The following is a 22981-nucleotide window of genomic DNA, read 5'->3' as shown; positions in this document are numbered from 1 at the left end:
CCGCGCCGCGCACCCCGCCGCGCGGCGGAGTGCCCGTCAAGCCGAAGGGGCTGGAGATCCTCGCGCGGCTGGCCGACCGGCTGGGCGACCAGTCCGAGACGGGCGCGCCGCTGATCGTCGACGCCGAGAACGCGGGGCGGATGCTGGGTGTGACTCCGCGCACAGCCCGTCGCCTGCTCAGGACCCTTGTGGAGGAGGGCCTGGCCTGGCCGCTGCCGCCCAACAGGACCCCGCAGCCCGGCCGACCTCGGCAGTTGTACCGGCTGATCGTCGAGAAGCTCGGCCCCGCGAAGGCGGGCTGACCAACGAGATCAATCGGATAAGTGACACCTGGGTGGATCCTTAGGGAGAAACCTGTACAGTTCCCGCCAACCACTGCACAGCGTCGTGCGTCTCACTGCTGAGAAACAGCGTGGCTGGAGGGACTGGCGTGGACAGCACTTGGACGGTGCCCGGATACCGTCACCTACGTGAGCTCGGCGCGGGAGCGTCGGGCCGTGTGGTGATGGCCGAGCACGTGGAAACGGGCATCCAGGTCGCCATCAAGTACCTCAGCCCCGAACTCACCATGAGTGACGAGTTCGTCGGCCGCTTCCGCGAGGAAGCACGGCTGCTGGCGGCGCTCGAAGACCCGAACCTCGTCCAGTTCTTCGAGTACATCGAGACCGGCGCCGACGCCGCGATCGTCATGGAACTGATCAACGGCGTCAGCCTCAACCAGGTCCTCGCCGAAGGCGGCGCGCTCAGCCCCGAGGCGTCCCTGGCGATCCTCAAGGGTTCGCTGCTGGGGCTGGCCGCCGCGCACTCCCAGGGGATCGTGCACCGCGACTACAAGCCGGGCAACGTGCTGGTCGACGGCGAGGGCAACAGTATGCTCGCCGACTTCGGCATCGCCGTGCAGGCAGGCCACGAGGTCCAGGCCGCCGGGACGCCCGCGTACATGCCGCCCGAGCAGTGGTCGGGCGAGCCCGTCACCCCCGCCGCCGACGTGTACGCCGCGACCGCCGTCGCCTACGAGTGCATGACGGGCGCCCGCCCCTTCCAGGCCAAGACCCTGCCCGAGCTGGCGATCGCCCACCAGTCGCTGCCGATCCCCGTCGAGAACGTGCCGCCGGAGGTCAGGCCGCTGATCGCCGCGGGGCTCGCCAAGGACCTGGCCGAACGTCCGCAACGCGCCGACCAGCTCCTGTGGGAGCTCGAGACCATCGCGGGCTCCGTCTACGGCGAGGAGTGGGAGGAGCGCGGCCGGTCCCACCTCAAGGAACGGGCGCTGGCGCTGCTCCTGCTGTTCCCGCTCGGCGCCGGGGTCGGCGTCACCGCGTCCGACATCGCCACCTCGGTGCTGCCGGCGCAGCCGCCCGCTGCACCGGCTGTCATGCGGGCCGCCGCGCAGGCCGCGAAGCTGAAGTTCGGGCTACTGATCGCGGCCGGGGCCGCCGTGCTCGCGCTGCTCGTCGGCGGGGCGTTCGTGTTCGTGGACAGCTCGGACAGCAAGGCGGTCCCGCAGGCCGCGCCCGCGGGCGAGGAGGACCCGAACGCCAACGGCGGCGGCGACACCCCGGCACCGACCCCGTCGGGCAGCCAGACCCCCGAAGGCTCCGACGCCAAGGACCCGGTGGCGACGACGACGCCGTCCACTCCGGCCTCCCCGTCGAAGTCGCCTTCGCCCAGCACCAGCCCCTCGGATGACGGCGACGACGGGATGGATCCGGCCGACCCCGACGACCAGGACCCCGACCCCAAGCCGTCGGAGACCAAGCCCCCCGAGCCGACCCCGCCGCCCGTCGCCCCCACTCCGCCGCCGGTCGACCCCGAGCCCGAACCCGAGCCGCCCGCGCCGACCGAGGAGCCGAAGGAGCCGCTGACCGTCACCGCGCTGCGGGCCAGCGCCGGGATCCGCGGCAGCTCGCTCGTCATCACGGTCGCCGGCGCCATCGCCGGTGAGGAAGGTTCGATCACGGTCGTGGTGACCGGGCTGCACAACGGCGCGTCCGAAGGCACCCGCACCCTGACCCTCACCGCCGCCGGGCCGTTCAACCGCTCCTTCGTCTTCGCCGGGGTCTTCAGCCCCGGCGGCTGCGACATCGGCAGCGCGACGGTGACGGCGGGCGGCCAGAGCGCCAGCGCGGGACCGGTCAAGGGCGACTGCATCAGATGACCCACCCGGACGACGACCGGACCCATCGGGACGTCCCGCCGGAGGCCACCCACCTGGACGTCCCGGTGGACGCCACGCACATGGACGCTCCGGCGGAGGTGACACGGCACGAGCCGCGGACCTTCCCGTCGTACGGGAACGCGGCCGTCCCGCCGTCGGCCGACGAGGAGATCCGGCTGCGGTTCGGCGCTGGCCCGTCGGCCGTCGCCCCCAAGGTGTGGACGCCGACGCCCCGCAAACGCCGACGCTCCCGGATCGCACCGCTGATCAGCATCGCGATCTCGACCGCGATCATCGGCGGGATCGCCTGGTATCTGCTCCAGACGCGCGGCCCGCTCGAGATCGCGACGGTCAAGGTGGAGGCGCCGTCCGGGGTGCAGCGGTGCGACCGGGCGACCAAGTCCCGCGAGGTCAGGCTGAAGGCGGTCGTCGCGCTCAACGGCAAGGCGGGAGAGCTGTCCTACCGGTGGACGCAGAGTGACGCGGGCGGCGCGCAGCAGCTCCAGACCCTCCGCGTGGTCGGCGGTGAGAAGACCAAGACGATCCCGCTGACCTGGCGGGTCGAGGGCGAGGGCCGCGCCTCCCTGACCGCGACTTTCGAGCTGCTGTCCCCTTCGGTCCAGCGCACGGCCGTCACGTTCCGCTACTCCTGCACCTGACCGGTGGGGGCTCTCACTCGGGGTTGGTGATCCGCGACAGCACGATCCCGCCGACGATCAGTGCGAGCGCGGCGAGCCTGCCCGGCGACATCGGATCCTTCTGGACGGCGAAGCCCAGCGCGATCGCGCCGACCGCCCCGATCCCTGTGAACACGGCGTACGCGGTGCCGACGGGCAGGGTCTGCATCGCCCGTGACAGCAGCCAGACCGAGACCGCGGCGAGCACGAAGCAGAGCAGGGTCGGCAGCGGCCGGGTGAACCCCTCGGTCGGTTTGATCGACTGCGAGAAGCCGATCTCGACGAGGCCCGCGAGGGCCAGCAGCAGCCAGTTCACGCCTTCTCCTTGGCGAGTGCACGGATCTCGGTGAGCGCGGCCGCGTAGGAGGCGGCCTGGGCGTCGCGTGCTCCGGCCAGGCCGGGGTCGACGAGGGCGTTGCTCAGTTCCGTGTGGACGAAGGTGATGTCGTCGATGAAGAAGTGGCCCGCGGCGAAGTCGCGCAGATAGGTCTCCTGGTGGTCGAAGGGCGCCTTGGGCGCGCCGGGACGGTAGGAGCCGCCGCGTGAGCTCGCCACCACGATCGACCGTCCGGCCAGGGAGACCTTCGGGAACGTCACCTGGTCGAGCCAGGCCTTCAGCGACGACGGCAGCGCGTAGTTGTACATCGGGGTGCCGATGAGGATCACGTCGGCGGCGATCAGTTCGTCGAGGAGTGGGGACAGGACGGTCCAGGCGGCGCGCTGGGCGTCGGTGGAGACGGCTTCGCGCAGGCGCTCCGGCTCGGTGATGCTGAGGCGCAGCACGTCGTCGCAGAGCTCCGTCCAGCCCTCGGTGATGTGCGGGACGGGCCGGGCGGCCAGGTCGCGGTAGGTGTAGCCGCCGCCGGGCGAGGCGGCCCGCCAGGTTTCGGCGAAGGCCGCCGACAGCCGGCGGGAGAACGAGCCGGTGCGGGCGCTGGCGTCGAGGTGCAGCAGTTCCATGAGGGCTCCCCACAGTTAAGCGGACACTCTGTCCGCTTGTACGGTAGGGCTAACCGGACGTCATGTCCACATATTCCGCTACCGTGGGAAAGGTGAGAGCCGACGCCGAACGCAACCGCGCCCGCATCCTGGCGGCCGCCTCGGAGCTCTTCGCCGAACGCGGAGCCCCGGACGTCACGATGGAGGAGATCGCCAAGGCCGCCGGGGTCGGCCGCGGCACCCTCTACCGGCGCTACCCCGACCGCGCCGCGATCGCGACGGACCTGCTCGACGAGCACGAACGCGCCCTCCAGCGGCAACTGATCGCGGGGGAGCCGCCGCTCGGGCCGGGCGCCGCAGCGGCGGAGCGGCTGGCGGCGTTCTACGACGCGATGGTCGATCTGCTGGACCGGCACGCCCATCTCGTCCTGGCGACCGAGACGGGCCGCTCCCGGTTCGCGACGGGCGCGTACGGCTTCTGGCGCACCCACCTCGCGACCCTGGGCGCCACCCCGGCCCAGCTCGACCTGCTGCTCGCGCCCCTCGCCCCGGACGTCTACACCTTCCAGCGCTCCCGCGGCCTCACCAACGACGAGATCAAAGCCGCCCTCCACGCCCTGGCCGCCCAGCTCGGCTGACTACAGCCCGTCGAGCGCGCGGAACAGGATCCGGAACGGGAAGGTGATGATCCGGCCGAGCAGCGAGAACGCCGCCTCGGAGACGATCTCACCGCCGGTGTCGACGGCGAACTCGGCCGCCTCGCGACGGGCCTTGCTCTTCAGGGTGCGGCGCTCACGCCGCCGGGTACGTCGGCTCATACCGGGTTAGATGCCGCCGCCCGGCGCCGGGTTCCGGGGGGAATCAGACCCGGTGGGGGTAGGTGGAGGCGATGGTGAGGAAGGCGTCGTTGTCTTCGGGGGTGCCGATCGAGATGCGGACGCCGTCGGTGGCGAACGGGCGGACGGAGACTCCGGCCGTCGCGCAGTGGGCGGCGAACTCGCCGGACCGCTCGCCGAGCCGCAGCCACACGAAGTTCGCCTGGGTGGGCAGGACGGTCCAGCCCTGGCCGCGCAACGCCTCGGCCACCCGCTCGCGTTCCTCGACGACGACCGCGACCCGCGCCAGCAGCTCGTCCTCGGCCCGGATCGAGGCGACGGCCGCGGCCTGCGCGATGCTGTTCACGCTGAACGGCAGGTAGCACTTGCGGATCGCCTGCGCGACGGCCGGATGCCCGACCAGGAACCCGACGCGCAGCCCGGCCAGCCCGTACGCCTTGGAGAAGGTCCGCAGCACGCACACGTTCGGACGGGAGGCGTACAGCTCCAGGCCGTCGGCGACCTGCGGATCCCGCAGGTACTCGCGGTACGCCTCGTCCAGGACGATCAGCACGTCGTCGGGGACGGCGTCGAGGAAGCGTTCCAGCTCGTCGCGGTGGACGACCGCGCCGGTCGGGTTGTTCGGATTGCAGACGATCACCATCCGGGTGTTCGGGGTGATCGCGGCGAGCATGGCGTCGAGGTCGTGGGTCTCGTCGGCGCGCAGCGGCACGGGCACGGCCGTCGCGCCGCAGAGGTCCGCGAACTGCGGGTACGCCTCGAACGACCGCCAAGCGAAGACGATCTCGACGCCGGGCTCGGACACGGCCGCGAACAGGTGCTGCGTCAGCACGACCGAGCCGCAGCCCACGGCGATGTGGTCCTCGGGGACGCCGTGCCGGAGCGAGAGTTCGGCGATCAGCTCGGCGCAGCCGTTGTCGGGGTACCGGTTGATGGTCAGCGCGGCCTCGCCGATGGCCTTCACGACCGACGGCAGGGGTGCGCCCGGTGACTCGTTGGAGGAGAGCTTGAACGACTTCCCGTCCGGGGAGAGCACCGATTTGCCGGGCTTGTAGGCCTCGAACCGCTCAAGAATCGCCCGAAAACGCACGCTCATCCCCACTTCCTCCTCATTGAGACTGCGGGTCACACCCTATGTGTTCGGACGGAGCATCGGCGGATGGAGCTGCTCAGCGCTGCCCCGCCGGAACAGCTGCGCCGGACGGCCGCCGTCACGGGTGGTCGTGTTCCCCGTCGGCACCAGGAACCTGTCGGCTCCGGTGACCTTGCGGTGGAAGTTCCGCGGATCCAGGGCCGTGCCCCAGACGATCTCGTAGACGCGCCGCAGCTCCGCCACTGTGAACTCCGGCGGGCAGAACGCCGCCGCCAGCGACGTGTACTCCAGCTTCGCCCGCGCCCGCTCCACGCCCTCCCGGAGGATCCGCCGGTGGTCGAACGCGTTCTCCTCCTCGCCGAGCAGGGTGTCCACGGGCTTCCAGAACACGCCCGCGCGGGACGAGGCCGGAAGATCAGGAGCCAGGCCCAGATAGGTGACGCTCACGACGCGCTGCCGCGGATCCCGGTCCGGGTAGCCGAACGTCGAGAGCTGCTCCAGATGGATCCGGACGTCGGCCAGCCCGGCCCGCTCCTCCATCAGCCGTTTGGCCGCCACGGGCAGGTCCTCGTCGAGCTGGACGAACCCGCCAGGAAGCGACCAGCGCCCCTGGTAAGGATCACGGTCGCGTTCCCAGGTCAGCGCGCAGAGCCTCGCCTCCCGCACGGTGAGGACGACGAGGTCGACGGTGAGGGCGACCCTGGGCACGGACATGACCAAGAACCTACCGCGCGGGCGGTGATTCTCAGCGGTCGTTGCGGAAGGTCCGGCCGGTGATCCGCTCGTAGGCCTCGACGTACTTAGCGTGGGTCCGCGCGACGACGTCCGCGGGCAGCTCGGGCGGGGCCTCGCCGGACGCCCGGTCCCAGCCCGCCTCCGGAGAGGTCAGCCAGTCGCGGACGTACTGCTTGTCGAACGACGCCTGGGTGCGGCCCGGCTCCCACGCGTCGGCCGGCCAGAACCTGGACGAGTCGGGCGTCAGGATCTCGTCGCCGAGGGTCAGCACCCCGTCCGCGAAACCGATCTCGATCTTGGTGTCGGCGACGATCACGCCGCGCTCCAGGGCGAGTTCGGCGCCGCGCCGGTAGACCTCGAGGGTCAGTTCGCGGAGCCGGGCGGCGGTCTCCACGCCGACGGCCTTCTCGACCTCCGCGAAGGTCATCGGCTCGTCGTGGTCGCCGACGGCGGCCTTGGTCGTCGGAGTGAAGATCGGTTCGGGGAGGCGGGAGCCGTCGACCAGCCCCGGCGGCAGCGCGACCCCGCAGACCGAACCCGTCCGCTGGTACTCGGCGAGCCCGCCGCCCGTCAGATAGCCGCGCGCCACGCACTCCACGGGCACCATGTCGAGCCGGCGGGCGACGACCGAGCGGCCCGCCCAGTCGGCGGGCGCGTCGGCGGGCAGCTCGGTGCCGATCACATGGTTGGGCGCGATGTCGGCGAGCTGCTCGAACCACCAGAGCGAGAGCTGCGTCAGGATCGCGCCCTTGTCGGGGATCTGGGTCTCGAGCACGTAGTCGAACGCGGACATGGTGTCCCGCGCGACCAGCAGCAGCTCACCCCCGGGCAGTTCGTACAGATCGCGAACCTTGCCGCTGTGCACGTGCTTCACGCCGAGTACTCCAAGATCTCCAGGGATTCGCCCAGGTGAAGGGTACCGGTCGTGCGCGGGATGACGTTCTGGCCGAACATGATCTGCCGGTCGCCGTCGTGGACCCTGGTCCGGTAGCCGGCGAGGGTGCGCAGCGGCTCCCGGCCCTTGATCCCGGTGGCCTGGTCGACGGTGGTCAGCACGCAGCGTCCGCACGGCTTGGCGAACTCCAGCTCGATCCCGCCGATCCTGGCCCGCCTGATCCCGTCCTCGCCGAACGGTTCGAGCCCGCTGACCACGAGGTTCGGCCGGAACCGGTTCATCGGCACGGGCTCGGCCAGCCGGGAGTTCAGATCGTCGAGGGACTCCTGGGAGATGACCAGGAGGGGGTAGCCGTCGGCGAAGGCCGTCTCGGAGCCGTCGCCGACGGGCCGGTGGCCGGTGAACCTGACCAGCCGGCACTTGACGCCGAGGAAGTCGGAGAACCAGAGGGCGGCGGTGTCGCCCTGGTCGATGGAGTCGACGGGCGACTTCCACACCGAGGTGGAAATGATTCGACCGTCGCCGCTTTCATCGACGGGAATGTGGACGAAATCGCCGACGCTCAGCGCCGCGCCGTCGTAGGCGACGTCCAGCAGGGCCATCCGGGGATGGGCCCGCTGGGTCAGCATCTGCCCGTCGGCGTCGACGAGCATGAACTCACGGTCGAACCGGAAGCCCTTGCTCGTCACCTCGGCGGACGTCAGCGCCGTCCCCGAGCCGCTCTTCACCGGATACACGTTCAACCCCGAGACCTTCATGCCCCGATTGTCCCAGCCGCGACTCCACGATCAAGAGCCCGGCGAGGACGATCAGCAGGGCGCCCATCTCGGCCGTCGCCAGCCAGAGCCCGATCGGAACCGACGCCAGCGCCAGCCCGGCCGCCGCCAGCCGCGGCCACGACGGGCCGATCCCCATGATCCGCCGGTACCAGACGTCGCCGGCCAGGAAGAGGGCGGTACCGCCGCCCAGCAGCAGCGCCTGCCCGCCGTGCAGCCCGTGCCACGGCCCGTGCAGGACGTTCTCAAGCCCGGCCGCGAGCACGATGATCCCGACCAGAATCGGCAGATGGGCGTTGTAGAAACCGGCCAGGGTCATCGACGTCCGGGACGCGCTGTCGGCGCGGTGCAGCGACTGCTCGGCCTTCTCGTCGTCGGTGTCGAAGTACAGCCACCACAGCTGCCCGACCAGCGCCAGCCCGAGGACGGCCGCGACCACCAGGCCCGCCGTCGGGGTGTGGTCGCCCGCGCCGATCCCGATCGCGATCACCGACTCGCCCAACGCGATGATCACCAGTAGTCCGTGCCGCTCCACGATGTGCGGCGCCCGGATCTGGAACAGGTGCGTGGGCGCGAAGAACCGCGGCACCACGAGATGCACGAGCAGCGCCGCGATCCACAGGGCGGGCACCGCGGGGCCCTCGCCCACCACGCCGGCCAGGATCACCAGCAGCGCGGCGGCCGCGTTGACCGGCAGCATCCGCATGATGTTCCGGTTGACCTGCGCGTACAGCCCACCATGCACCAGCACGACGATCAGATAGCCGACGCCCCAGGCGACACCGCCGCCGTCGAACGCGGTCGGCGCCGCCAGCGCGATCACCAGATAGCCGGCCATCCCGGCGAACATCAGGAGCCGCCGGGTGACCGTGGTCAGGGGGACGGTGTTGGTCAGCCAGGCGTATCCGCCGTACATCCACCACAGGAGCGCGAACTGGATCACGGCCTGGAACAGGCCGACCGGGTCGGTGCGGTGCACCAGCACCCCGGTGAGCTGCGTGATGATGAAGACGAAGACGAGATCAAAGAACAGTTCGAGCGTGGAGACCTTCGTGATCTCCTCATGCGGGGTCATGATCGGCAGACTGTCACAGCCAGCCGTTGCGGCGGAATCCCCTGTAAAGCGACGTGCACCCGGTCGCGATGACGCCCAGGACGACCGGATAGCTGTAGGTCCAGCCCAGTTCGGGCATGTGGTCGAAGTTCATCCCGTAGATTCCGGCGATGGCCGTCGGAACCATCAGGATCGCGCCCCAGGCCGAGATCTTCCGCATGTCCTGGTTGTCGCCGACCGCGACCTGGGTCATGTGGGCCTGCAGGATCGGGTTGAGGAGCTCGTCCACGGCGTCGACCTGCTCGCGGACCCTGGTCAGGTGGTCTTCGACGTCACGCAGGTACTCGCGGATCTCCGTCGGCACCATCCGGCGGTTGCACAGGGTGCGCAGCGGGCCCGACAGCGGGCCGACGGCGCGCTTGAGCTGGATCGCCTCGCGCTTGAGCCGGTAGATGCGGCTGGCGTCGTCGGTGCGCTCCGGCGAGAACACCGACTCCTCGACCTCGTCCACATCCTGCTGGACGGCGTCGGCGACCCGCAGGTACTCGTCCACGACCCGGTCGGCGACGGCGTGCAGCACGCTCGTCGGACCGAGCTCCAGCCGCTCCGGGTCGGCCTCCAGCCGGGTGCGGACCTTGCCGAGCGGTACATAGCTCCCGTACCGGACCGTCACCACGAAGTCAGGACCACAGAAGATCATTATTTCGCCGGTCTCGACCTCGATCCCGGTCGGCCGGTCCACATACCCGACCGTCTTGAGGACGAAGAACTGCATGTCCCCGTAGCGCTCCAGCTTCGGACGCTGGTGCGCGGTGATCGCGTCCTCGACGGCCAGTTCCGGCAGGCCGAACAGTTCGGCGAGCTTCTCCAGCTCGGCCGACTCCGGGTCGTGCAGACCGATCCAGACGAAACCGTTCGGCTCGTCGAGCGGTTCGAGCTGGCCGTCACGGACCAGCCGGACGGCGTCGGCGACGTTCTCGGTCACCACACGGTGGCCGTCGATATATGCCGCCCAATCCTTCACGGCGCTGTCCCTGCAGGGCTCCACCACGCACACGTCGGACGGACGGGTGGTGCGGAAGAACAGCGAACGAGGCGGGCGCACCCTGGTCATCGCCATGGGGGGCTCCTTTTCACGCGTCGATCCGGGATCCGGAGCACACGTGAAAGCGCTCAGCTAAAGAAGCGAGCGCAAGCGGTGTGAACGGTCCCCGGCAGAGGTGGACTGCGGATGATGAGGCGTTTCGCTCGTACTGCAGGGATCACCAGTACTCATTTCCGGCCACCTCCCTTCGTCGCTGGGGGACAGGACACAAACCCGTGCCAGGTTATCACCCGACACATAAGACGTACCGGTCAACGCGCGGGTTCACAGCGGGGCGCTGTGAGGTGTGCCTCAGCCAGCCGATAGGCTCGCACAACGTGCGCGTTCTTGTTCTCGGATCCGGCGGCCGCGAGCACGCCCTGGTCCGTTCCCTTGCCCAAGACCCCACGGTCTCCGCGCTGTTCTGCGCCCCCGGAAACCCGGGGACCGCGCAGCTGGCCGAGAACCATGTTCTCGACCCCACGGACCCGCAGGCCGTCGTCGAACTGGCCGTCCGGCTGAAGATCACGCTGGTGGTGATCGGGCCGGAGGCCCCGCTGGTGGCGGGCGTCGGCGACGCGGTCCGCCGCGAAGGCATCCCCTGCTTCGGCCCCGACGCGGGCCCGGCGCGGATCGAAGGCTCCAAGGCCTTCGCGAAGGAGATCATGGAGGCCGCCGGCGTGCCGACGGCCCGTGCCTTCGTCTGCGACGACGCCGCGCAGGTCGCCGCCGCCCTCGACACGTTCGGCCCGCCGTATGTGGTGAAGGACGACGGCCTCGCCGCCGGCAAGGGCGTCGTCGTCACCCTCGACCGGGCGGTCGCCGCCGACCACGCCGCCCAGTGCGAGCGCGTCGTCATCGAGGAGTATCTCGACGGCCCCGAGGTGTCGCTGTTCGCGCTCTGCGACGGCGAGCACGCCGTCGCCCTCAACCCCGCGCAGGACTTCAAACGCGCCCTCGACGGCGACGAAGGCCCCAACACCGGCGGCATGGGCGCCTACACGCCGCTGCCGTGGGCGCCGCACGGCCTCGTCGAGGAGGTCATGCGCACGGTCGTCCAGCCGACGATCGACGAGCTCCGCCGCCGCAACAGCCCGTACGTCGGCGTCCTGTACGCGGGAGTGGCCCTCACTTCGCGCGGCGTGCGCGTCATCGAGTTCAACGCCCGTTTCGGCGATCCGGAGACCCAGGTCGTCCTGGACCGTCTCAGCACCCCGCTGGGCCTGCTCCTCCAGTCCTGCGCGGTCGGCAACCTGGCCCCCGACCTCAAACTCGACTGGAAGCCCGGCTCCGCCGTCACCATCGTCATCGCCGCCGAGAACTACCCGGAATCCCCGGTCAAGGGCGACCCGATCACGGGCCTGGACGCCGCCGACGCCGTCCGAGGCGCCTACGTCCTCCAGGCCGGCACCACCCTCGACCCCTCCGGCACCTTGGTCTCCAACGGCGGCCGAGTCCTCTCCGTCGTAGGCACCGGCGAAACCCTCACCCAAGCCCGCTCCACAGCCTACGAAGCCGCCTCCAAAATCCACCTCCGCGCCTCCCACCACCGCACCGACATAGCCCTCAAAGCCACCCAGGCATAACCACCCAGCCCAAGATCCCCTCGAACTGCGGCGTGTCGACGGTTTCAGTGGCTCAAACGGTCGACACGCCGCAGCTCGGCACGATCTTGAGCCGGGGTCAGCGGGGGCCGAGTTGTTGGAGGCGGCGGGGGCGTTGGCGGCGAGGGAGGGGGTGGCCCAGGTCGTGGAGGACGGTGCGGAGGCGGTCGGGGTAGTCGGTGACGATCGCGGCGACGCCCAGAGAGATGAAGTGGGCCATTTCGGTGGGGGTGTTGACGGTCCAGACCGTGACGGGGAGGTTCAGGGACGTCGCGGCGGCCTGGAGTTGCGGGGTCAGGATCGTGTACTGGGGGGAGAAGTGGGTGGCGCCGGCGGCGAAGGCCGCGGCGGCCGGGTCGGACGGGTCGCCGCCGGCCAGCCAGGACGGGTCGAGGGTCGGGGGTTCGACGAGGGCCACCCGGCCGGCCTTCGGGGCGAGGGCGCGGGCGTGGCGCAGAAAACGCCAGTCGAAGCCGAGCAGCCGGGTGCGGCGGAGCATCGAGTGGGCGTCCAGCACCCGGCAGACCGCCGCCGTGAACTCGCGGACATCCCGATCCGACCAGGAAGGGTCGGTCTTCAGCTCGACGGCCAGTTTCACCGCGGGCACACTGCCGACCAGTGAGCACACCTCGGCCAGGGTCGCCACGGGAGTCCCGGGAAGCGGAAGCTGGGTCAGGGAGAACGGATCGGCGGGTTCGAAGCGCCGAACCCCCGAATCGACCGTCTTGATCTGAGCCAGGCTCAGTTTCCGGAGGGGCCAGCCGACGTACGGGAACTGCGGGTCGTCCGGCGTCAGCGGCGCACGGTCGACCGTGGTCAGCGCCGAGAGCGTCTGATCGTGATGGACCACGACGACACCGTCGCTGGTCAGCCCGACGTCCAGCTCGACACCGTCCACACCCAGCTCCAGAGCGTGCGTGAACGCCGGCAGGGTGTTCTCCGGGCGCAGCCCGCGCGCCCCCCGGTGCCCTTGCACCTCAACACGTCGCCCCATGGGCGACAAGCTACGCGGAGTAATGGAAAACCCCCCGGGTCAATGGGTTGCCGTCAGCTGAACAGCACCTGTGACCACAGTAGAGGCCACAGGTGCGCCAGCATGACCGGCTTCACCGCAATGAACGGGGGGTGTGAGCTAACACACTGTGTAGCGTCAGACCATGTCGTGGAGCGACAGGGTCTGGTCACGTCCGGGCCCGACGCCGATCGCCGAGATCCGCGCGCCCGACAGCTCCTCGAGCTTCCGGACGTACGCCTGGGCGGTCGGCGGCAGGTCCTCGAAGGTCTTCGCCGAGGAGATGTCCTCCTGCCAGCCGGGGAAGTACTCGAGGATCGGCTTGGCGTGGTGGAAGTCCGTCTGGTTCGACGGCAGCTCCTCGTGCCGCACCCCGTCGACGTCGTAGGCGACGCACACCGGGATCTCCTGCAGACCGGACAGGACGTCCAGCTTCGTCAGGAAGTAGTCCGTCACGCCGTTCACCCGGGTGGCGTACCGGGCGATCACCGCGTCGAACCAGCCGCAGCGGCGGTCGCGGCCGGTCGTCACGCCGTACTCGCCGCCCGTGACGCGCAGGTACTCGCCCATGTCGTCGAGGAGTTCGGTCGGGAACGGTCCCGAGCCGACGCGCGTCGTGTACGCCTTCAGGATCCCGATCACGCCGGTGACCTTGGTCGGCCCGACGCCCGAACCGGCGCACGCGCCACCGGCCGTCGGCGACGAGGACGTCACATACGGGTAGGTGCCGTGGTCGACGTCCAGCAGGGTGCCCTGGGCGCCTTCCAGCAGCACGACCTTGCCCTCGTCGAGCGCCCTGTTCAGGATCAGCTCGGTGTTCGCCACGAACGGCTTGAGCCGCTCGCCGTAGGCCAGGTACTCCTCGACGATCGGTTCGACGAGGATCGGCCGCCGGTTGTAGACCTTGGTGAGGAGCTGGTTCTTCTCCCGCAGCGACAGTTCGATCTTCTTCTGCAGGATGCCCGGGTCGAACAGGTCCTGGACCCGGACGCCCAGACGCGCGATCTTGTCACCGTAGGCGGGGCCGATGCCCCGTCCCGTGGTGCCGATCCGCGACTTGCCGAGGTAGCGTTCCGAGACCTTGTCGAGGGCTCGGTGCTGGGGCATGATCAGGTGCGCGTTGGACGAGATCAGCAGGCGGGAACAGTCGATGTCCCGCGCGATCAGGCCGTCGATCTCCTGGAGCAGCACGCCCGGGTCGATCACGACCCCGTTGCCGATCACAGGAATGACGTCCGGTGACAGGATCCCCGACGGCAAAAGGTGCAAGGCGTACGACTTGTCACCGATCACTACCGTGTGGCCGGCGTTGTTGCCGCCCTGGTAGCGGACGACGTAGTCGACCTTGTTGCCGAGCAGGTCTGTCGCCTTGCCCTTTCCTTCGTCGCCCCACTGAGCACCGACGAGCACGATGGCCGGCATCAGACTTTCTCCTTCTGCGCCCGGAAACAGAAAAGCCCCTGATCGCAAGTGCGACAAGGGGCCTCTTGCGATCAGATCTTACCTGTCCTGTCGCCGCAGAGAAACCAGCGGGGTGCCCCGGCTGCCCGAAACGCCGTCAGGCAAGCGCCCGCACCGCCGTTTCACTCGAGTCCCGCAGAAAACTCCGGCACCGTTCGGCCTCCTCCTCCTCGCCGATCGCGGCCGCGGCCTTGGCGAGGGAGTTCAGGCAGCGCAGGAAGCCGCGGTTCGCCTCGTGTTCCCATGGGATGGGGCCGTGGCCCTTCCAGCCGTTGCGGCGGAGGGCGTCGAGGCCGCGGTGGTAGCCGGTGCGGGCGTAGGCGTAGCACTCGATGACGCTGCTCTTGGCGAAGGCGCGTTCGGCGAGCTCCGCCCAGGCGGCGGGGTGGGCCGGGAACTTCGCGGCCACCTCGTAGGGGTCCGTGCCCTCGGCGTGGAGCCTGGTCGCCTCGGGAAGGTCGGGAAGAAGGGTCGGGGCCGGGCCGCCGAGCAGGTTCTGGCTCATGCCAGTCATGCTAGGCAACCACGGCCCCGCGGCGTAATGCCGGGTCAGACTTGATCTTGCGGGTTACTTCAGCCGCTTGCCGGCCGACAGCAGGTCCTCACAGGCCAGGACGATCCGCGCGGCCATGTTCGCCTCGGCGGCCTTGCCCCACGCGCGCGGGTCGTACTGCTTCTTGTTGCCGACCTCGCCGTCGATCTTCAGCACGCCGTCGTAGTGGCGGAACATGTGGTCGGCGACGGGACGCGTGAACGCGTACTGCGTGTCCGTGTCGATGTTCATCTTGATCACGCCGTAGCCGAGTGCCTCGCGGATCTCCTCGAGGGACGAGCCGGAGCCGCCGTGGAACACCAGGTCGAACGGCTTGTCGACGCCGTACTCGGCGCTGACGGCGTCCTGCAGCTCCTTCAGCACCTCGGGGCGGAGCTTGACCGCGCCGGGCTTGTAGACGCCGTGGACGTTACCGAACGTCGCCGCCAGGATGTACCGCCCCTTGTCGCCCACACCGACCGCAGCGGCCGTTTCCAGGGCGTCCTGGACGGTCGTGTACAGCTTGTCGTTGATCTCGTGGGAGACGCCGTCCTCCTCGCCGCCGACGACGCCGATCTCCATCTCCATGATCGTCCGGGCCTTGACCGACTCGGCCAGCAGCTCCGTCGCGATCTCCAGGTTCTCCTTCAGCGGCACGGCCGAGCCGTCCCACATGTGCGACTGGAACAGCGGCTCCTGGCCGCGCGCCACCCGCTCCTGCGAGATCTTGATCAGCGGACGCATGAAGCCGTCCAGCTTGTCCTTCGGACAGTGGTCGGTGTGGAGCGCGATGTTGACCGGGTACTCGGCCGCCACGACCCGCGCGTACTCGGCGAAGGCCACCGAACCGGTCACCATGTTCTTGAGCGACCCGGACAGGTACTCGGCCCCGCCGGTCGATACCTGGATGATGCCGTCGCTCTCCGCGTCCGCGAAACCCTTCAGCGCCGCGTTGAGCGTCTGGCTCGACGTCACGTTGATCGCCGGGTAGGCGAAGCCGTCCCGCTTGGCGCGGTCGAGCATCTCCGCGTAGACCTCGGGAGTGGCGATGGGCATGAGTGTTCCTCTCAGTCGGGGCAGGTCAGCACCGTCTTCAGACGGTGTCGCCACAGGAGGGTGCGGCGTGGGTCTGCCTCACGTCTACTATCTCGCACCGGCTCTTTCCCCTCTCTACCCCCCTCCGGGGGATAGGTCCACACCCTGCGGGTTCTTACGGTGAGGGGGGAGTGGAGCAGGGGTGGGCGTGGATAGGCTGGCCGCCGTGGAATTCCTGCACCCTGAGTACTGGCTGAGCCTTTTCGGCACGTTCGCCGCGATCGGCGTCCTCCTGATCATTTTCGCTGAGACGGGGCTGCTGTTCGGCTGCATCCTGCCCGGCGACTCCCTGCTGTTCACCGCCGGCATCCTGACCTCGGTGAACGAGCTCAACGGCACCGAGTTCGAGCAGATCTCGCTGCCCGTCCTGCTGATCGGCGGGCCCATCGCGGCGATCGCCGGGGCGCAGCTCGGCCACTGGATCGGCGCGAAGTACGGGCGGAAACTCTTCGACAGACCCGATTCCCGCCTGTTCAAGAAGGAATGGGTGGAGAAGGCCGAGTACTACTTCAACAAGTTCGGTCCCGAGAAGGCCGTGGTGATCGCCCGGTTCGTGCCGATCGTCCGGACCTTCCTGAACCCGCTCGCCGGGATGCTCGGGATGGAGACCAAGCGGTTCTTCGTCTGGAACGTCATCGGCGCGATCATCTGGACCGACAGCCTGTTCCTGATGGGCCACTGGCTGGGCGCGTCGGTGCCGAACATCGACCGGTACATCATCCCGGGTGTCGTGGTCATCCTGATCATCTCGGTCGTCCCGATCCTCCTGGAGATGCGGAAGGGGAAGAAGGCGGCTAAATAGCCGGTCCGGCCGGTAGTTCGGGTGACGTCCCTTCGATCACCGATCAGTCACTCTGGTCGCCGCACTCCCAACCTGTCGCTACTCTCCCCCTGTGGGACGACACCGGAATGACCCTCGGGGTCTGGCGCGACTTCTGATCATCGGCTTGGCCGTGGCACTCGCCGTGGCCCTGGTCGTGGTCGGCGGGATCGCCCTGGTGAGCTCGCTGAACTCGAAGTCGGAGAAGCCGGGAGCCGCGGCTTCGCAGGCCGAATCGGGCGAGACCAAGCCGATGGCGGCCGAGTCCTCGTCGAAGTACATCATTCTCAAGGTCGACGGCAAGGCGCAGATCCTGGCGCAGTCGCCCGACCACGGGATGATCTATCTGCAGGGCTTCTACACCGAGGACCGGGCGCTCAGCGCCCTCGACCTCGATCTGACGATCTACACGCCGGCGAAGGTCGGGCTGCTCGTCAACGGCAAGCCCGTCAGCCTCCAGGCGGAAGGCCCCGTGAACCTCCAGTTCCGCGACGGCAAGCTGACCAGCAAGAACTAGCCCCGCCGTTCTCCGGCGGGGCTTTTTCGCGACTCAGCCCAGGTCGAGGTCGTCCAGGGTGTAGGCGTAGCGGTACTCGTGCCCCGCCTCCACGATCGCACCCGCGGCGCTGCGCTCCACGACCGTCGCGACACCCACGACGATCGCGCCCGCCTCCTGGGCGGCTTCGACGGCCGTCAGCGGCGAGCCGCCCGTCGTCGAGGTGTCCTCGACGATCAGGACGCGCCGGCCCCTGATGTCGGGGCCTTCGATCCGCTGCTGCATCCCGTGGGCCTTGGTGGCCTTCCGCACCACGAACGCGTCCAGCATCTGGCCGCGCGCGGCCGCCGCGTGCAGCATGGACGTCGCGACCGGGTCGGCGCCCAGCGTGAGCCCGCCGACGGCCGTGTAGCCGAGGTCCGTGGTCAGGTCGAGCATCACCCGGCCGATCAGCGGAGCGGCCTTCCCGTCCAGGGTCACCCGGCGCAGATCGACGTAGAAGGACGCCTTCTTGCCGGACGAGAGGGTGAAGTCGCCGTGCTTCACGGCCTTCGTCTTGATCTCTTTCAGCAGCTCATCACGATCGCTCACGCTCACACTTTAGAGCCCCCGCCCCTGGCACGATGACGTTCATGACTCCCGGCACCCTCGTCCTGCTGAGCGCACCGAGCCCCCTCGCCGACGCGCTGCGCGCCCTCGGCCGCACCGTTCTCGCACCGGACGTCGCAGAGCCCGCCGCGGTCCCACACCGTTATGTGGCCGCCCACGCGCTAGCACTGAACGCGGCCTCGCCGGCCGCACCGCTCGTGCTGATCGCCTGCGGCCCCGCAGGCCCGCTGCTCCCGGCACTCGCCCTAGCCCAACGAGCCGCAAAACGCCCGATCGCCGGATACGTCGTAGTCGACTCCGAACTCCCGGAGCCCGCCGGCGACTGGCCCGACGCCCCCTGCGCCTACCTGTCAACCCTCCCCGACGACCCCCGCCTCAAGCAGGCCCTCCTCCGCGCCTGGCACACCACCTCCTGCCCCCCCACCGCCCTCCCCACCACCCTCGACACCCTCCTGAAAGCCCTCTGATCCCGCCCAAGCGGGCTCCACAGCCTGTGGACGGAGTGCTAGGTCGGCTGGGCGGAGAGGTGGGCGACGCCGGGGCCGGTGAGGGTGGGAAGGGCGGCGGGGCGGCCGGTGACGAGGAGGAGGAGGGCGGCGATCGGGCCGCGGATCTCGGGGCCGTCGCCTGCGGTCCAGGGGAGGTCGGTGGCGACCAGGCGGTAGCCGCGCAGACGTTTGCGGGCGTGGAAAGGGCGGCCCATCCGCCAGGTCAGCTCGGCCGAGTCGCGGGCGGCCGTCGGGGGCATCGGCCGTTCGATGCCGAGGGGGATCGCCAGGTCCTGGCCGTGCACGAGGACGTCGAGCAGCGCGTAGGACAGTTTCTGCCCGGGGGCGAGACGCCGGGATCCGACCGTTCCGTTCAGGGTGGCCATGATCTCGTCGCGGGGCGCGCGGGCGGCGTCCTTGGTCACGTTGTCGACGAGGCGGTCGAACGAGCCGCGCGCCCGGACTGCCTCCCGCAGGATCGGCCCCCAGCGGGCGTTCGGCCCGCTGCCGAGATGGGCGGCGAGCTCTCGCATCCGCCAGCCCGCGCACAGCGACGGGGTCTCCCACTGCTCGTCGGACAGCCCCTCGAACAGCTCCGCGAGGGACGCCCGCTCCGTGTCGATGATCCGCCAAGCTCCGGCCACGTCCATGTCCGCTCCCCTGGCTACAATTTAGTCAGCCTCTCTGTCCAATTTAGTCAGTGTCTCTGACCATCGTCAAGGAGTGATCCGGTGCCCGCCGAAGAACTCAATCTGGGCCTCCTCCTCTTCATCCCCTACCGGGCCATGGAACAGGCCGCCTACCAGGCCGTCGTCGACGCCGGCCACACCGACATCACCCCCGCGCAGGCCAAACTCCTCGCCCGGGTCTGCGACGACGGCGTCCGCCTCACCGACCTCGCCGAGTCTGCCCAGGTCACCAAGCAGACCGCCGCCCACCTCGTCGACAACCTGGAACGCGCCGGCTACCTGCACCGCACCCCCGACCCCACCGACGCCCGAGCCCGCCTCCTCCACCTCACCCCCAAGGCCAAATCCGTCCGCCCCATAGCCGACGCCGCCGTCCACGCCCTAGAACAATCCTGGCAATCCCACCTGGGCCCCACCCACTACCAATCCCTCCGCACCTCCCTAACCCTCCTCCGCCAAATCACCGACCCCTACCTCTGACCAGCCATCGAGGACTCCGGGCTTCACCTCCAGACCTCGAACCACGTGACGTTCCCGTCCTCCCCCGCACGGGTTCCCCACTCGGCCGCGAGCTCCCGGACGATCACCAGCCCGCGGCCGTGCTCGACCCCGGGCCGTTCGAGAAGCCGAGGCGCACCCCGGCCACCCGCGTCGCTGACCTCGCATCGCACGGCCGCTCCGTGCACCTCGACCGAGACGCCGACCTTGCCGCCGCGCCCGGAATCCGAGTGGCGGATCGCGTTGGTGACGACCTCGGCGAGCAGCAACACCACGTCCTCCCGAACGGGCGCCGCCTCCCCGGACAGAAGGTCTCTCGCCCATCGACGCACCTCACGCACCTGTGACGGGTGCCCGGGGATCTCGAAGGTGTCGACGCTCATTCGCAGGCCGCCGCGATGCGGGCGGCGGCCAGGCTGATCTCGTCGGCGGAGGCAAAGAATGATCCCCAGACGAAGCCCCAGCCTCCCTGCTGCTCGACGGCCATGACGACGAATCGCCGGCCGTCCGGGAGGGACACCCAGACGGCAGGTTCGCCGCGTACGGGAAACACGAGCATCACACCTCGATCGTGGTCCTTGAGCTGCCAGACCAGCCGGGTGAGCAGGTTGAAACGTTTCTCGCTCGCGCCCACCAAAGACCTCCCGCTACGAAGCACGCGATACGCTGCACGTTTCAAGGCGTGTTCTGGGAACCTCGGAGTGTCAAGTGATTCGAGAAAAACGCGCCACGTTGTGCGAATGTTCTAAGCTGGTCAATGGTCACTCGCCGGAGTATGCGGAGCGCTGATGGTGGTCGAGAAGCCCAAGTCCGAGTATCGGCAGGTCGTGATCCTGCTTCGGGCCGCTATCGCGGACGGAGAGTTCCCGCCGGGGACCCTGCTGCCTCCCGAGCCTGAGCTGGCCGATCGCTTCGGGGTGAACAGGGCGACGGTCAACCGGGCGCTGACGATGTTGCGGACCGAGGGACTGGTCCGGCCGGAGAGAGGTCGCGGGACGACCGTCAGCAAGCTGCCGATCAATCGCCGGGAGGCGGTCGCACGGCAGAACCCGGCTGTTCGGGAGGCGGACGGCAACCGGGGAGCCTTCGACGCGGAGATCAAGGCTCTCGGCTTGACACCCGAGGTCGCCGTCGTGGTCTCCCAGCAGCCTGCACCGCCGGAAATAGCGCAATATCTGGGTATCGAGCCAGGGGCGCCGGTGGTCGCCAGAGCACGGGACATGCTCGCGGACGGTATCCACGTGCAGTTGGCGACGTCTTACCTGCCGCTCTCGATCGCGGAAGGCACCGCTCTCCTCAGTGAGGACACCGGTCCCGGCGGCACCTATTCACGGCTCGCGGAGCTGGGTCTTGCGCCTGCGGAATTCACCGAGACGGTTCGTGTCCGTACCCCGTCAGAAGAGGAGGCGGCGGCCCTTCATATGGACCTTGACCAGCGCGTCTGCTCCATCACGCGCCTCGCCCGAACCGCGAGCGGACGCATCGTCGAGGTCAACAAGATCGTCGTCCCGGCTCACCAGTGGGAACTTTCGTTCACCTGGAAGGCGTGAGTCGCCCGCCGACGACACCCTTGGCGTCGGCGGCGGGGAAGTGCGCCGGACACTCAGCGATGACTACGCTGGGTCACTGATCGGTGGCTGTCGGCGGCTTCTGTGGCGAGCCGGTCATGGGGTCAGGGCTTCTAGGAGGGCCAGGGCGTCGTGGTGGGTGGGGGGGAGCCGTTCCAGCCAGATTTGGGCGGTGTTGCGGAGTGCGCGGCGGAGGCGGGCGGTTTGCAGGGGGAGGGACGGGCGGAGCGGCACCAGGGCCGCTGCGTGCGACGGCGGCAGCAGGGTCAGGGTTTCGCCGCCCGGGAAGACGGAGCGCAGGTCGTGGCCCACGACGATCGCGCGGGCGACCCGGCGCCACGACGGATAGTCGTCGATCAGCTCGATGAGGATCAGGGTGTGGGTCTCGGCGGCGGAACGGTCGTCGGCGGCGGCCTCCCGGTAGATCTCGGCGAGCCTGCTGCGCAGGTAGGGCAGGGTGGCGAGGCCGGTCAGCGGGTCCTCGCAGGTCGGGCTGGCCTCGGACGTCACCCCCGCCTCCGCCCAGCCCTCGGCGAGTGCCCTGACCAGCGCGTGCGGCGGGTCCGGCCAGCCGACGGCCGTGGCGAGCGCGGCCAGGTCGTCGAGGGTCTCGCCGATGCCGATCCCCGCACGGCCCCTGGCCAGGCCGAGATGGCAGGCGGCGGGCCCCGCGGGACGTGCCTGGACGATCGCCTCGACGATCTCCTCGACGGCCGGTGTCCACCAGTCGGTGGGGATCGTCCAGGTGTGCATCGACTGATTCCGCCAGGCATCGCTCAGATACTCAGCCGCGGTGACGCCCCGCCACACATAAGCCATCCCGGTCCTCCTGTCGTAAACCCGTTCAAGGACCAAGACGCCGGACCCGTTGGGTCATGACGCGATTTGCGGAATCAGCCCCAACGACACTCGGTAGCCAATAAGTTACGGTCAGGAATGGGTAAAGGGGTGGCAATGGGTGAGTCGACGGTGGCGGAGCCGGGCGACGCCGCGCTGATCAGCAGAATGCGCGAGGGCGACACGGGCGCCTACGCGCTGCTCTACGAACGCCACGTCGCGGCGGCGAAGGGCCTGGCCCGCCATCTGACCAGCAGCGACGCCGAGGTCGACGACGCCGTCTCCGAGACTTTCACCAAGGTCCTGGCCGTGATCCAGCGCGGCGGCGGCCCGAGCGACAGCTTCCGCCCCTACCTGCTGACGTCGGTGCGCCGCACGATCTACGACCGGCAGCGCAGCGGCAAACGCGAGAGCGTCACCGACGAGATAGAGCTCTATGACCCCGGGGTGCCGTTCGTCGATCCCGCGCTGGAGGGGCTCGAGCAGAAGATCATCGTCCGGGCGTTCCTGTCGCTGCCCGAACGGTGGCAGGCCGTCCTCTGGCACACCGAGATCGAAGGCCGCAAACCCGCCGATGTCGCCCCGGTGCTGGGGCTGTCGGCGAACGGCGTCGCCGCTCTGGCCTACCGGGCGCGCGAAGGCCTCAAACAGGCCTATCTGCAGATGCATCTGGCGGCCGCCCCGCCGAAGGACTGCCGCCCCACCCTCGACATCCTGGGCTCCTACGTGCGCGGCGGGCTCGCCAAGAAGGAGACCGCGAAGGTCGAGTCGCATCTCGACGACTGCGGCGACTGCCGGGCCATCTACCTGGAGCTGAAGGACCTCAACCGGTCGCTGCGCACCTTGGTCGGCCCGCTCATCCTGGGCGTCACCGGCTCGGCGTTCCTGCTCAAGGGCGGGATCTTCGGCGGCGCGCTGTTCTGGTGGAAGGCGCTGCCCAAGCGGCAGCAGCAGGCCCTCGCCGGCGGGACGGCCGCGGCCGTCGCCGTCGCCGCGACGGCCCTGGCGCTGAGCCCCACGGGCAA

The 22981-nt window shown here is 69.6% G+C and carries 28 protein-coding genes and 1 pseudogene; 11 read left to right on the top strand and 18 right to left on the bottom strand.

Going from position 1 to position 22981, the window contains the following annotated elements:
* From ACYVE7_RS09440 to ACYVE7_RS09430, 3 genes and pseudogenes are all read left to right on the top strand, one after another.
* Positions 1-302, top strand: a pseudogene (locus ACYVE7_RS09440) (transcriptional regulator); the annotation flags it as partial.
* 128 nt (positions 303-430) lie between these two features.
* A complete protein-coding gene (locus ACYVE7_RS09435) occupies positions 431-2158 on the top strand; it encodes a serine/threonine-protein kinase (RefSeq protein ID WP_460364206.1) in 1728 nt (575 codons plus the stop codon).
* Positions 2155-2817 carry a hypothetical protein gene (locus ACYVE7_RS09430; protein WP_460364205.1) on the top strand — a complete coding sequence of 221 codons (663 nt, stop codon included), beginning with the start codon at positions 2155-2157 and terminating at the stop codon, positions 2815-2817. Before ACYVE7_RS09435 ends, ACYVE7_RS09430 begins: the two co-directional genes overlap by 4 nt.
* 13 nt (positions 2818-2830) lie before the next feature.
* Here the strand turns inward: ACYVE7_RS09430 and ACYVE7_RS09425 are convergent, their stop codons facing one another.
* Both ACYVE7_RS09425 and ACYVE7_RS09420 read right to left on the bottom strand, forming a co-directional pair.
* Positions 2831-3151, bottom strand: a complete 321-nt coding sequence (locus ACYVE7_RS09425; RefSeq protein WP_460364204.1) for a DMT family transporter — start codon at positions 3149-3151, stop codon at positions 2831-2833.
* Positions 3148-3795 carry an FMN-dependent NADH-azoreductase gene (locus ACYVE7_RS09420; RefSeq protein WP_460364203.1) on the bottom strand — a complete coding sequence of 216 codons (648 nt, stop codon included), beginning with the start codon at positions 3793-3795 and terminating at the stop codon, positions 3148-3150. The genes ACYVE7_RS09425 and ACYVE7_RS09420 overlap by 4 nt, the downstream gene beginning before the upstream one ends.
* Positions 3796-3887: 92 nt before the next feature.
* Here ACYVE7_RS09420 and ACYVE7_RS09415 point away from each other — a divergent pair, with 92 nt between their 5' ends.
* Positions 3888-4412, top strand: coding sequence for a TetR/AcrR family transcriptional regulator (locus ACYVE7_RS09415; RefSeq protein WP_460364202.1), 525 nt, complete (start codon positions 3888-3890; stop codon positions 4410-4412).
* Here ACYVE7_RS09415 and ACYVE7_RS09410 read toward each other — a convergent pair whose 3' ends face one another.
* Genes ACYVE7_RS09410 through ACYVE7_RS09380 form a run of 7 tightly spaced genes read right to left on the bottom strand, consistent with a single transcriptional unit; the run spans position 4413 to position 10283 of the window.
* Positions 4413-4592 (bottom strand): hypothetical protein, encoded by a 180-nt coding sequence (locus ACYVE7_RS09410; RefSeq protein ID WP_460364201.1) that lies wholly within the window; start codon positions 4590-4592, stop codon positions 4413-4415.
* Between the two features lie 43 nt (positions 4593-4635).
* The gene (gene hisC, locus ACYVE7_RS09405) at positions 4636-5706 is read right to left on the bottom strand and encodes a histidinol-phosphate transaminase (protein WP_460364200.1); all 1071 of its coding nucleotides are present in this window, start codon (positions 5704-5706) and stop codon (positions 4636-4638) included.
* 36 nt (positions 5707-5742) lie between these two features.
* The gene (locus ACYVE7_RS09400) at positions 5743-6417 is read right to left on the bottom strand and encodes an NUDIX hydrolase (protein WP_460364199.1); all 675 of its coding nucleotides are present in this window, start codon (positions 6415-6417) and stop codon (positions 5743-5745) included.
* Between the two features lie 31 nt (positions 6418-6448).
* Positions 6449-7339, bottom strand: coding sequence for a phosphoribosylaminoimidazolesuccinocarboxamide synthase (locus ACYVE7_RS09395; RefSeq protein WP_460364208.1), 891 nt, complete (start codon positions 7337-7339; stop codon positions 6449-6451).
* Positions 7309-8070 carry an MOSC domain-containing protein gene (locus tag ACYVE7_RS09390; RefSeq protein ID WP_460364207.1) on the bottom strand — a complete coding sequence of 254 codons (762 nt, stop codon included), beginning with the start codon at positions 8068-8070 and terminating at the stop codon, positions 7309-7311. The genes ACYVE7_RS09395 and ACYVE7_RS09390 overlap by 31 nt, the downstream gene beginning before the upstream one ends.
* A complete protein-coding gene (locus ACYVE7_RS09385; protein ID WP_460364198.1) occupies positions 7991-9184 on the bottom strand; it encodes a low temperature requirement protein A in 1194 nt (397 codons plus the stop codon). Before ACYVE7_RS09385 ends, ACYVE7_RS09390 begins: the two co-directional genes overlap by 80 nt.
* A gap of 13 nt (positions 9185-9197) precedes the next feature.
* The gene (locus ACYVE7_RS09380; protein ID WP_460364197.1) at positions 9198-10283 is read right to left on the bottom strand and encodes a magnesium and cobalt transport protein CorA; all 1086 of its coding nucleotides are present in this window, start codon (positions 10281-10283) and stop codon (positions 9198-9200) included.
* A gap of 302 nt (positions 10284-10585) precedes the next feature.
* Between ACYVE7_RS09380 and purD the strand changes: the two genes are divergently transcribed.
* Entirely contained in the window at positions 10586-11833 is a 1248-nt protein-coding gene (gene purD / locus ACYVE7_RS09375; RefSeq protein WP_460364196.1) for a phosphoribosylamine--glycine ligase, read from the top strand.
* Positions 11834-11930: 97 nt separating this feature from the next.
* On the opposite strand, the gene ACYVE7_RS09370 is transcribed toward purD, so the two are convergent.
* The 4 genes from ACYVE7_RS09370 to fbaA all read right to left on the bottom strand — a co-directional run bounded on the left by ACYVE7_RS09370 (position 11931) and on the right by fbaA (position 15912).
* A complete protein-coding gene (locus ACYVE7_RS09370) occupies positions 11931-12845 on the bottom strand; it encodes a glycerophosphodiester phosphodiesterase family protein (RefSeq protein ID WP_460364195.1) in 915 nt (304 codons plus the stop codon).
* Between the two features lie 156 nt (positions 12846-13001).
* The gene (locus ACYVE7_RS09365; RefSeq protein ID WP_460364194.1) at positions 13002-14285 is read right to left on the bottom strand and encodes an adenylosuccinate synthase; all 1284 of its coding nucleotides are present in this window, start codon (positions 14283-14285) and stop codon (positions 13002-13004) included.
* Between the two features lie 136 nt (positions 14286-14421).
* Positions 14422-14838, bottom strand: coding sequence for a DUF3151 domain-containing protein (locus tag ACYVE7_RS09360; protein ID WP_460364193.1), 417 nt, complete (start codon positions 14836-14838; stop codon positions 14422-14424).
* A gap of 54 nt (positions 14839-14892) precedes the next feature.
* Entirely contained in the window at positions 14893-15912 is a 1020-nt protein-coding gene (gene fbaA, locus ACYVE7_RS09355; RefSeq protein WP_460364192.1) for a class II fructose-bisphosphate aldolase, read from the bottom strand.
* A gap of 181 nt (positions 15913-16093) precedes the next feature.
* Between fbaA and ACYVE7_RS09350 the strand changes: the two genes are divergently transcribed.
* Both ACYVE7_RS09350 and ACYVE7_RS09345 read left to right on the top strand, forming a co-directional pair.
* Positions 16094-16753, top strand: a complete 660-nt coding sequence (locus ACYVE7_RS09350) for a DedA family protein (protein WP_460364191.1) — start codon at positions 16094-16096, stop codon at positions 16751-16753.
* Between the two features lie 151 nt (positions 16754-16904).
* The gene (locus ACYVE7_RS09345) at positions 16905-17288 is read left to right on the top strand and encodes a hypothetical protein (protein ID WP_460364190.1); all 384 of its coding nucleotides are present in this window, start codon (positions 16905-16907) and stop codon (positions 17286-17288) included.
* A 33-nt stretch (positions 17289-17321) separates the two neighbouring features.
* On the opposite strand, the gene pyrE is transcribed toward ACYVE7_RS09345, so the two are convergent.
* Positions 17322-17858, bottom strand: coding sequence for an orotate phosphoribosyltransferase (gene pyrE, locus ACYVE7_RS09340; RefSeq protein ID WP_460364189.1), 537 nt, complete (start codon positions 17856-17858; stop codon positions 17322-17324).
* Between the two features lie 41 nt (positions 17859-17899).
* Here pyrE and ACYVE7_RS09335 point away from each other — a divergent pair, with 41 nt between their 5' ends.
* Entirely contained in the window at positions 17900-18343 is a 444-nt protein-coding gene (locus tag ACYVE7_RS09335) for a hypothetical protein (protein ID WP_460364188.1), read from the top strand.
* Positions 18344-18381: 38 nt separating this feature from the next.
* Here the strand turns inward: ACYVE7_RS09335 and ACYVE7_RS09330 are convergent, their stop codons facing one another.
* The gene (locus ACYVE7_RS09330) at positions 18382-19014 is read right to left on the bottom strand and encodes a maleylpyruvate isomerase family mycothiol-dependent enzyme (RefSeq protein ID WP_460364187.1); all 633 of its coding nucleotides are present in this window, start codon (positions 19012-19014) and stop codon (positions 18382-18384) included.
* 81 nt (positions 19015-19095) lie between these two features.
* Here ACYVE7_RS09330 and ACYVE7_RS09325 point away from each other — a divergent pair, with 81 nt between their 5' ends.
* Positions 19096-19533, top strand: a complete 438-nt coding sequence (locus tag ACYVE7_RS09325) for a MarR family winged helix-turn-helix transcriptional regulator (protein ID WP_460364186.1) — start codon at positions 19096-19098, stop codon at positions 19531-19533.
* 23 nt (positions 19534-19556) lie between these two features.
* On the opposite strand, the gene ACYVE7_RS09320 is transcribed toward ACYVE7_RS09325, so the two are convergent.
* Together ACYVE7_RS09320 and ACYVE7_RS09315 are read right to left on the bottom strand one after the other, a co-directional pair.
* Positions 19557-19934: an ATP-binding protein gene (locus tag ACYVE7_RS09320; RefSeq protein WP_460364185.1), complete on the bottom strand. Its 378-nt coding sequence runs from the start codon at positions 19932-19934 to the stop codon at positions 19557-19559.
* A complete protein-coding gene (locus ACYVE7_RS09315) occupies positions 19931-20185 on the bottom strand; it encodes a hypothetical protein (protein ID WP_460364184.1) in 255 nt (84 codons plus the stop codon). The genes ACYVE7_RS09320 and ACYVE7_RS09315 overlap by 4 nt, the downstream gene beginning before the upstream one ends.
* A gap of 154 nt (positions 20186-20339) precedes the next feature.
* Here ACYVE7_RS09315 and ACYVE7_RS09310 point away from each other — a divergent pair, with 154 nt between their 5' ends.
* Entirely contained in the window at positions 20340-21101 is a 762-nt protein-coding gene (locus ACYVE7_RS09310; protein ID WP_460364183.1) for a GntR family transcriptional regulator, read from the top strand.
* A 114-nt stretch (positions 21102-21215) separates the two neighbouring features.
* Here the strand turns inward: ACYVE7_RS09310 and ACYVE7_RS09305 are convergent, their stop codons facing one another.
* Positions 21216-21938, bottom strand: coding sequence for a hypothetical protein (locus tag ACYVE7_RS09305; RefSeq protein ID WP_460364182.1), 723 nt, complete (start codon positions 21936-21938; stop codon positions 21216-21218).
* Between the two features lie 135 nt (positions 21939-22073).
* Here ACYVE7_RS09305 and ACYVE7_RS09300 point away from each other — a divergent pair.
* Positions 22074-22981: sigma-70 family RNA polymerase sigma factor (locus tag ACYVE7_RS09300; RefSeq protein WP_460364181.1), on the top strand; the 908-nt coding region annotated here is incomplete at its 3' end.

This window comes from Actinocorallia lasiicapitis (genome assembly GCF_054778695.1).
Note: the sequence above shows the minus strand (reverse complement) of the source record. Positions and strands in the feature narration are given on the sequence as shown.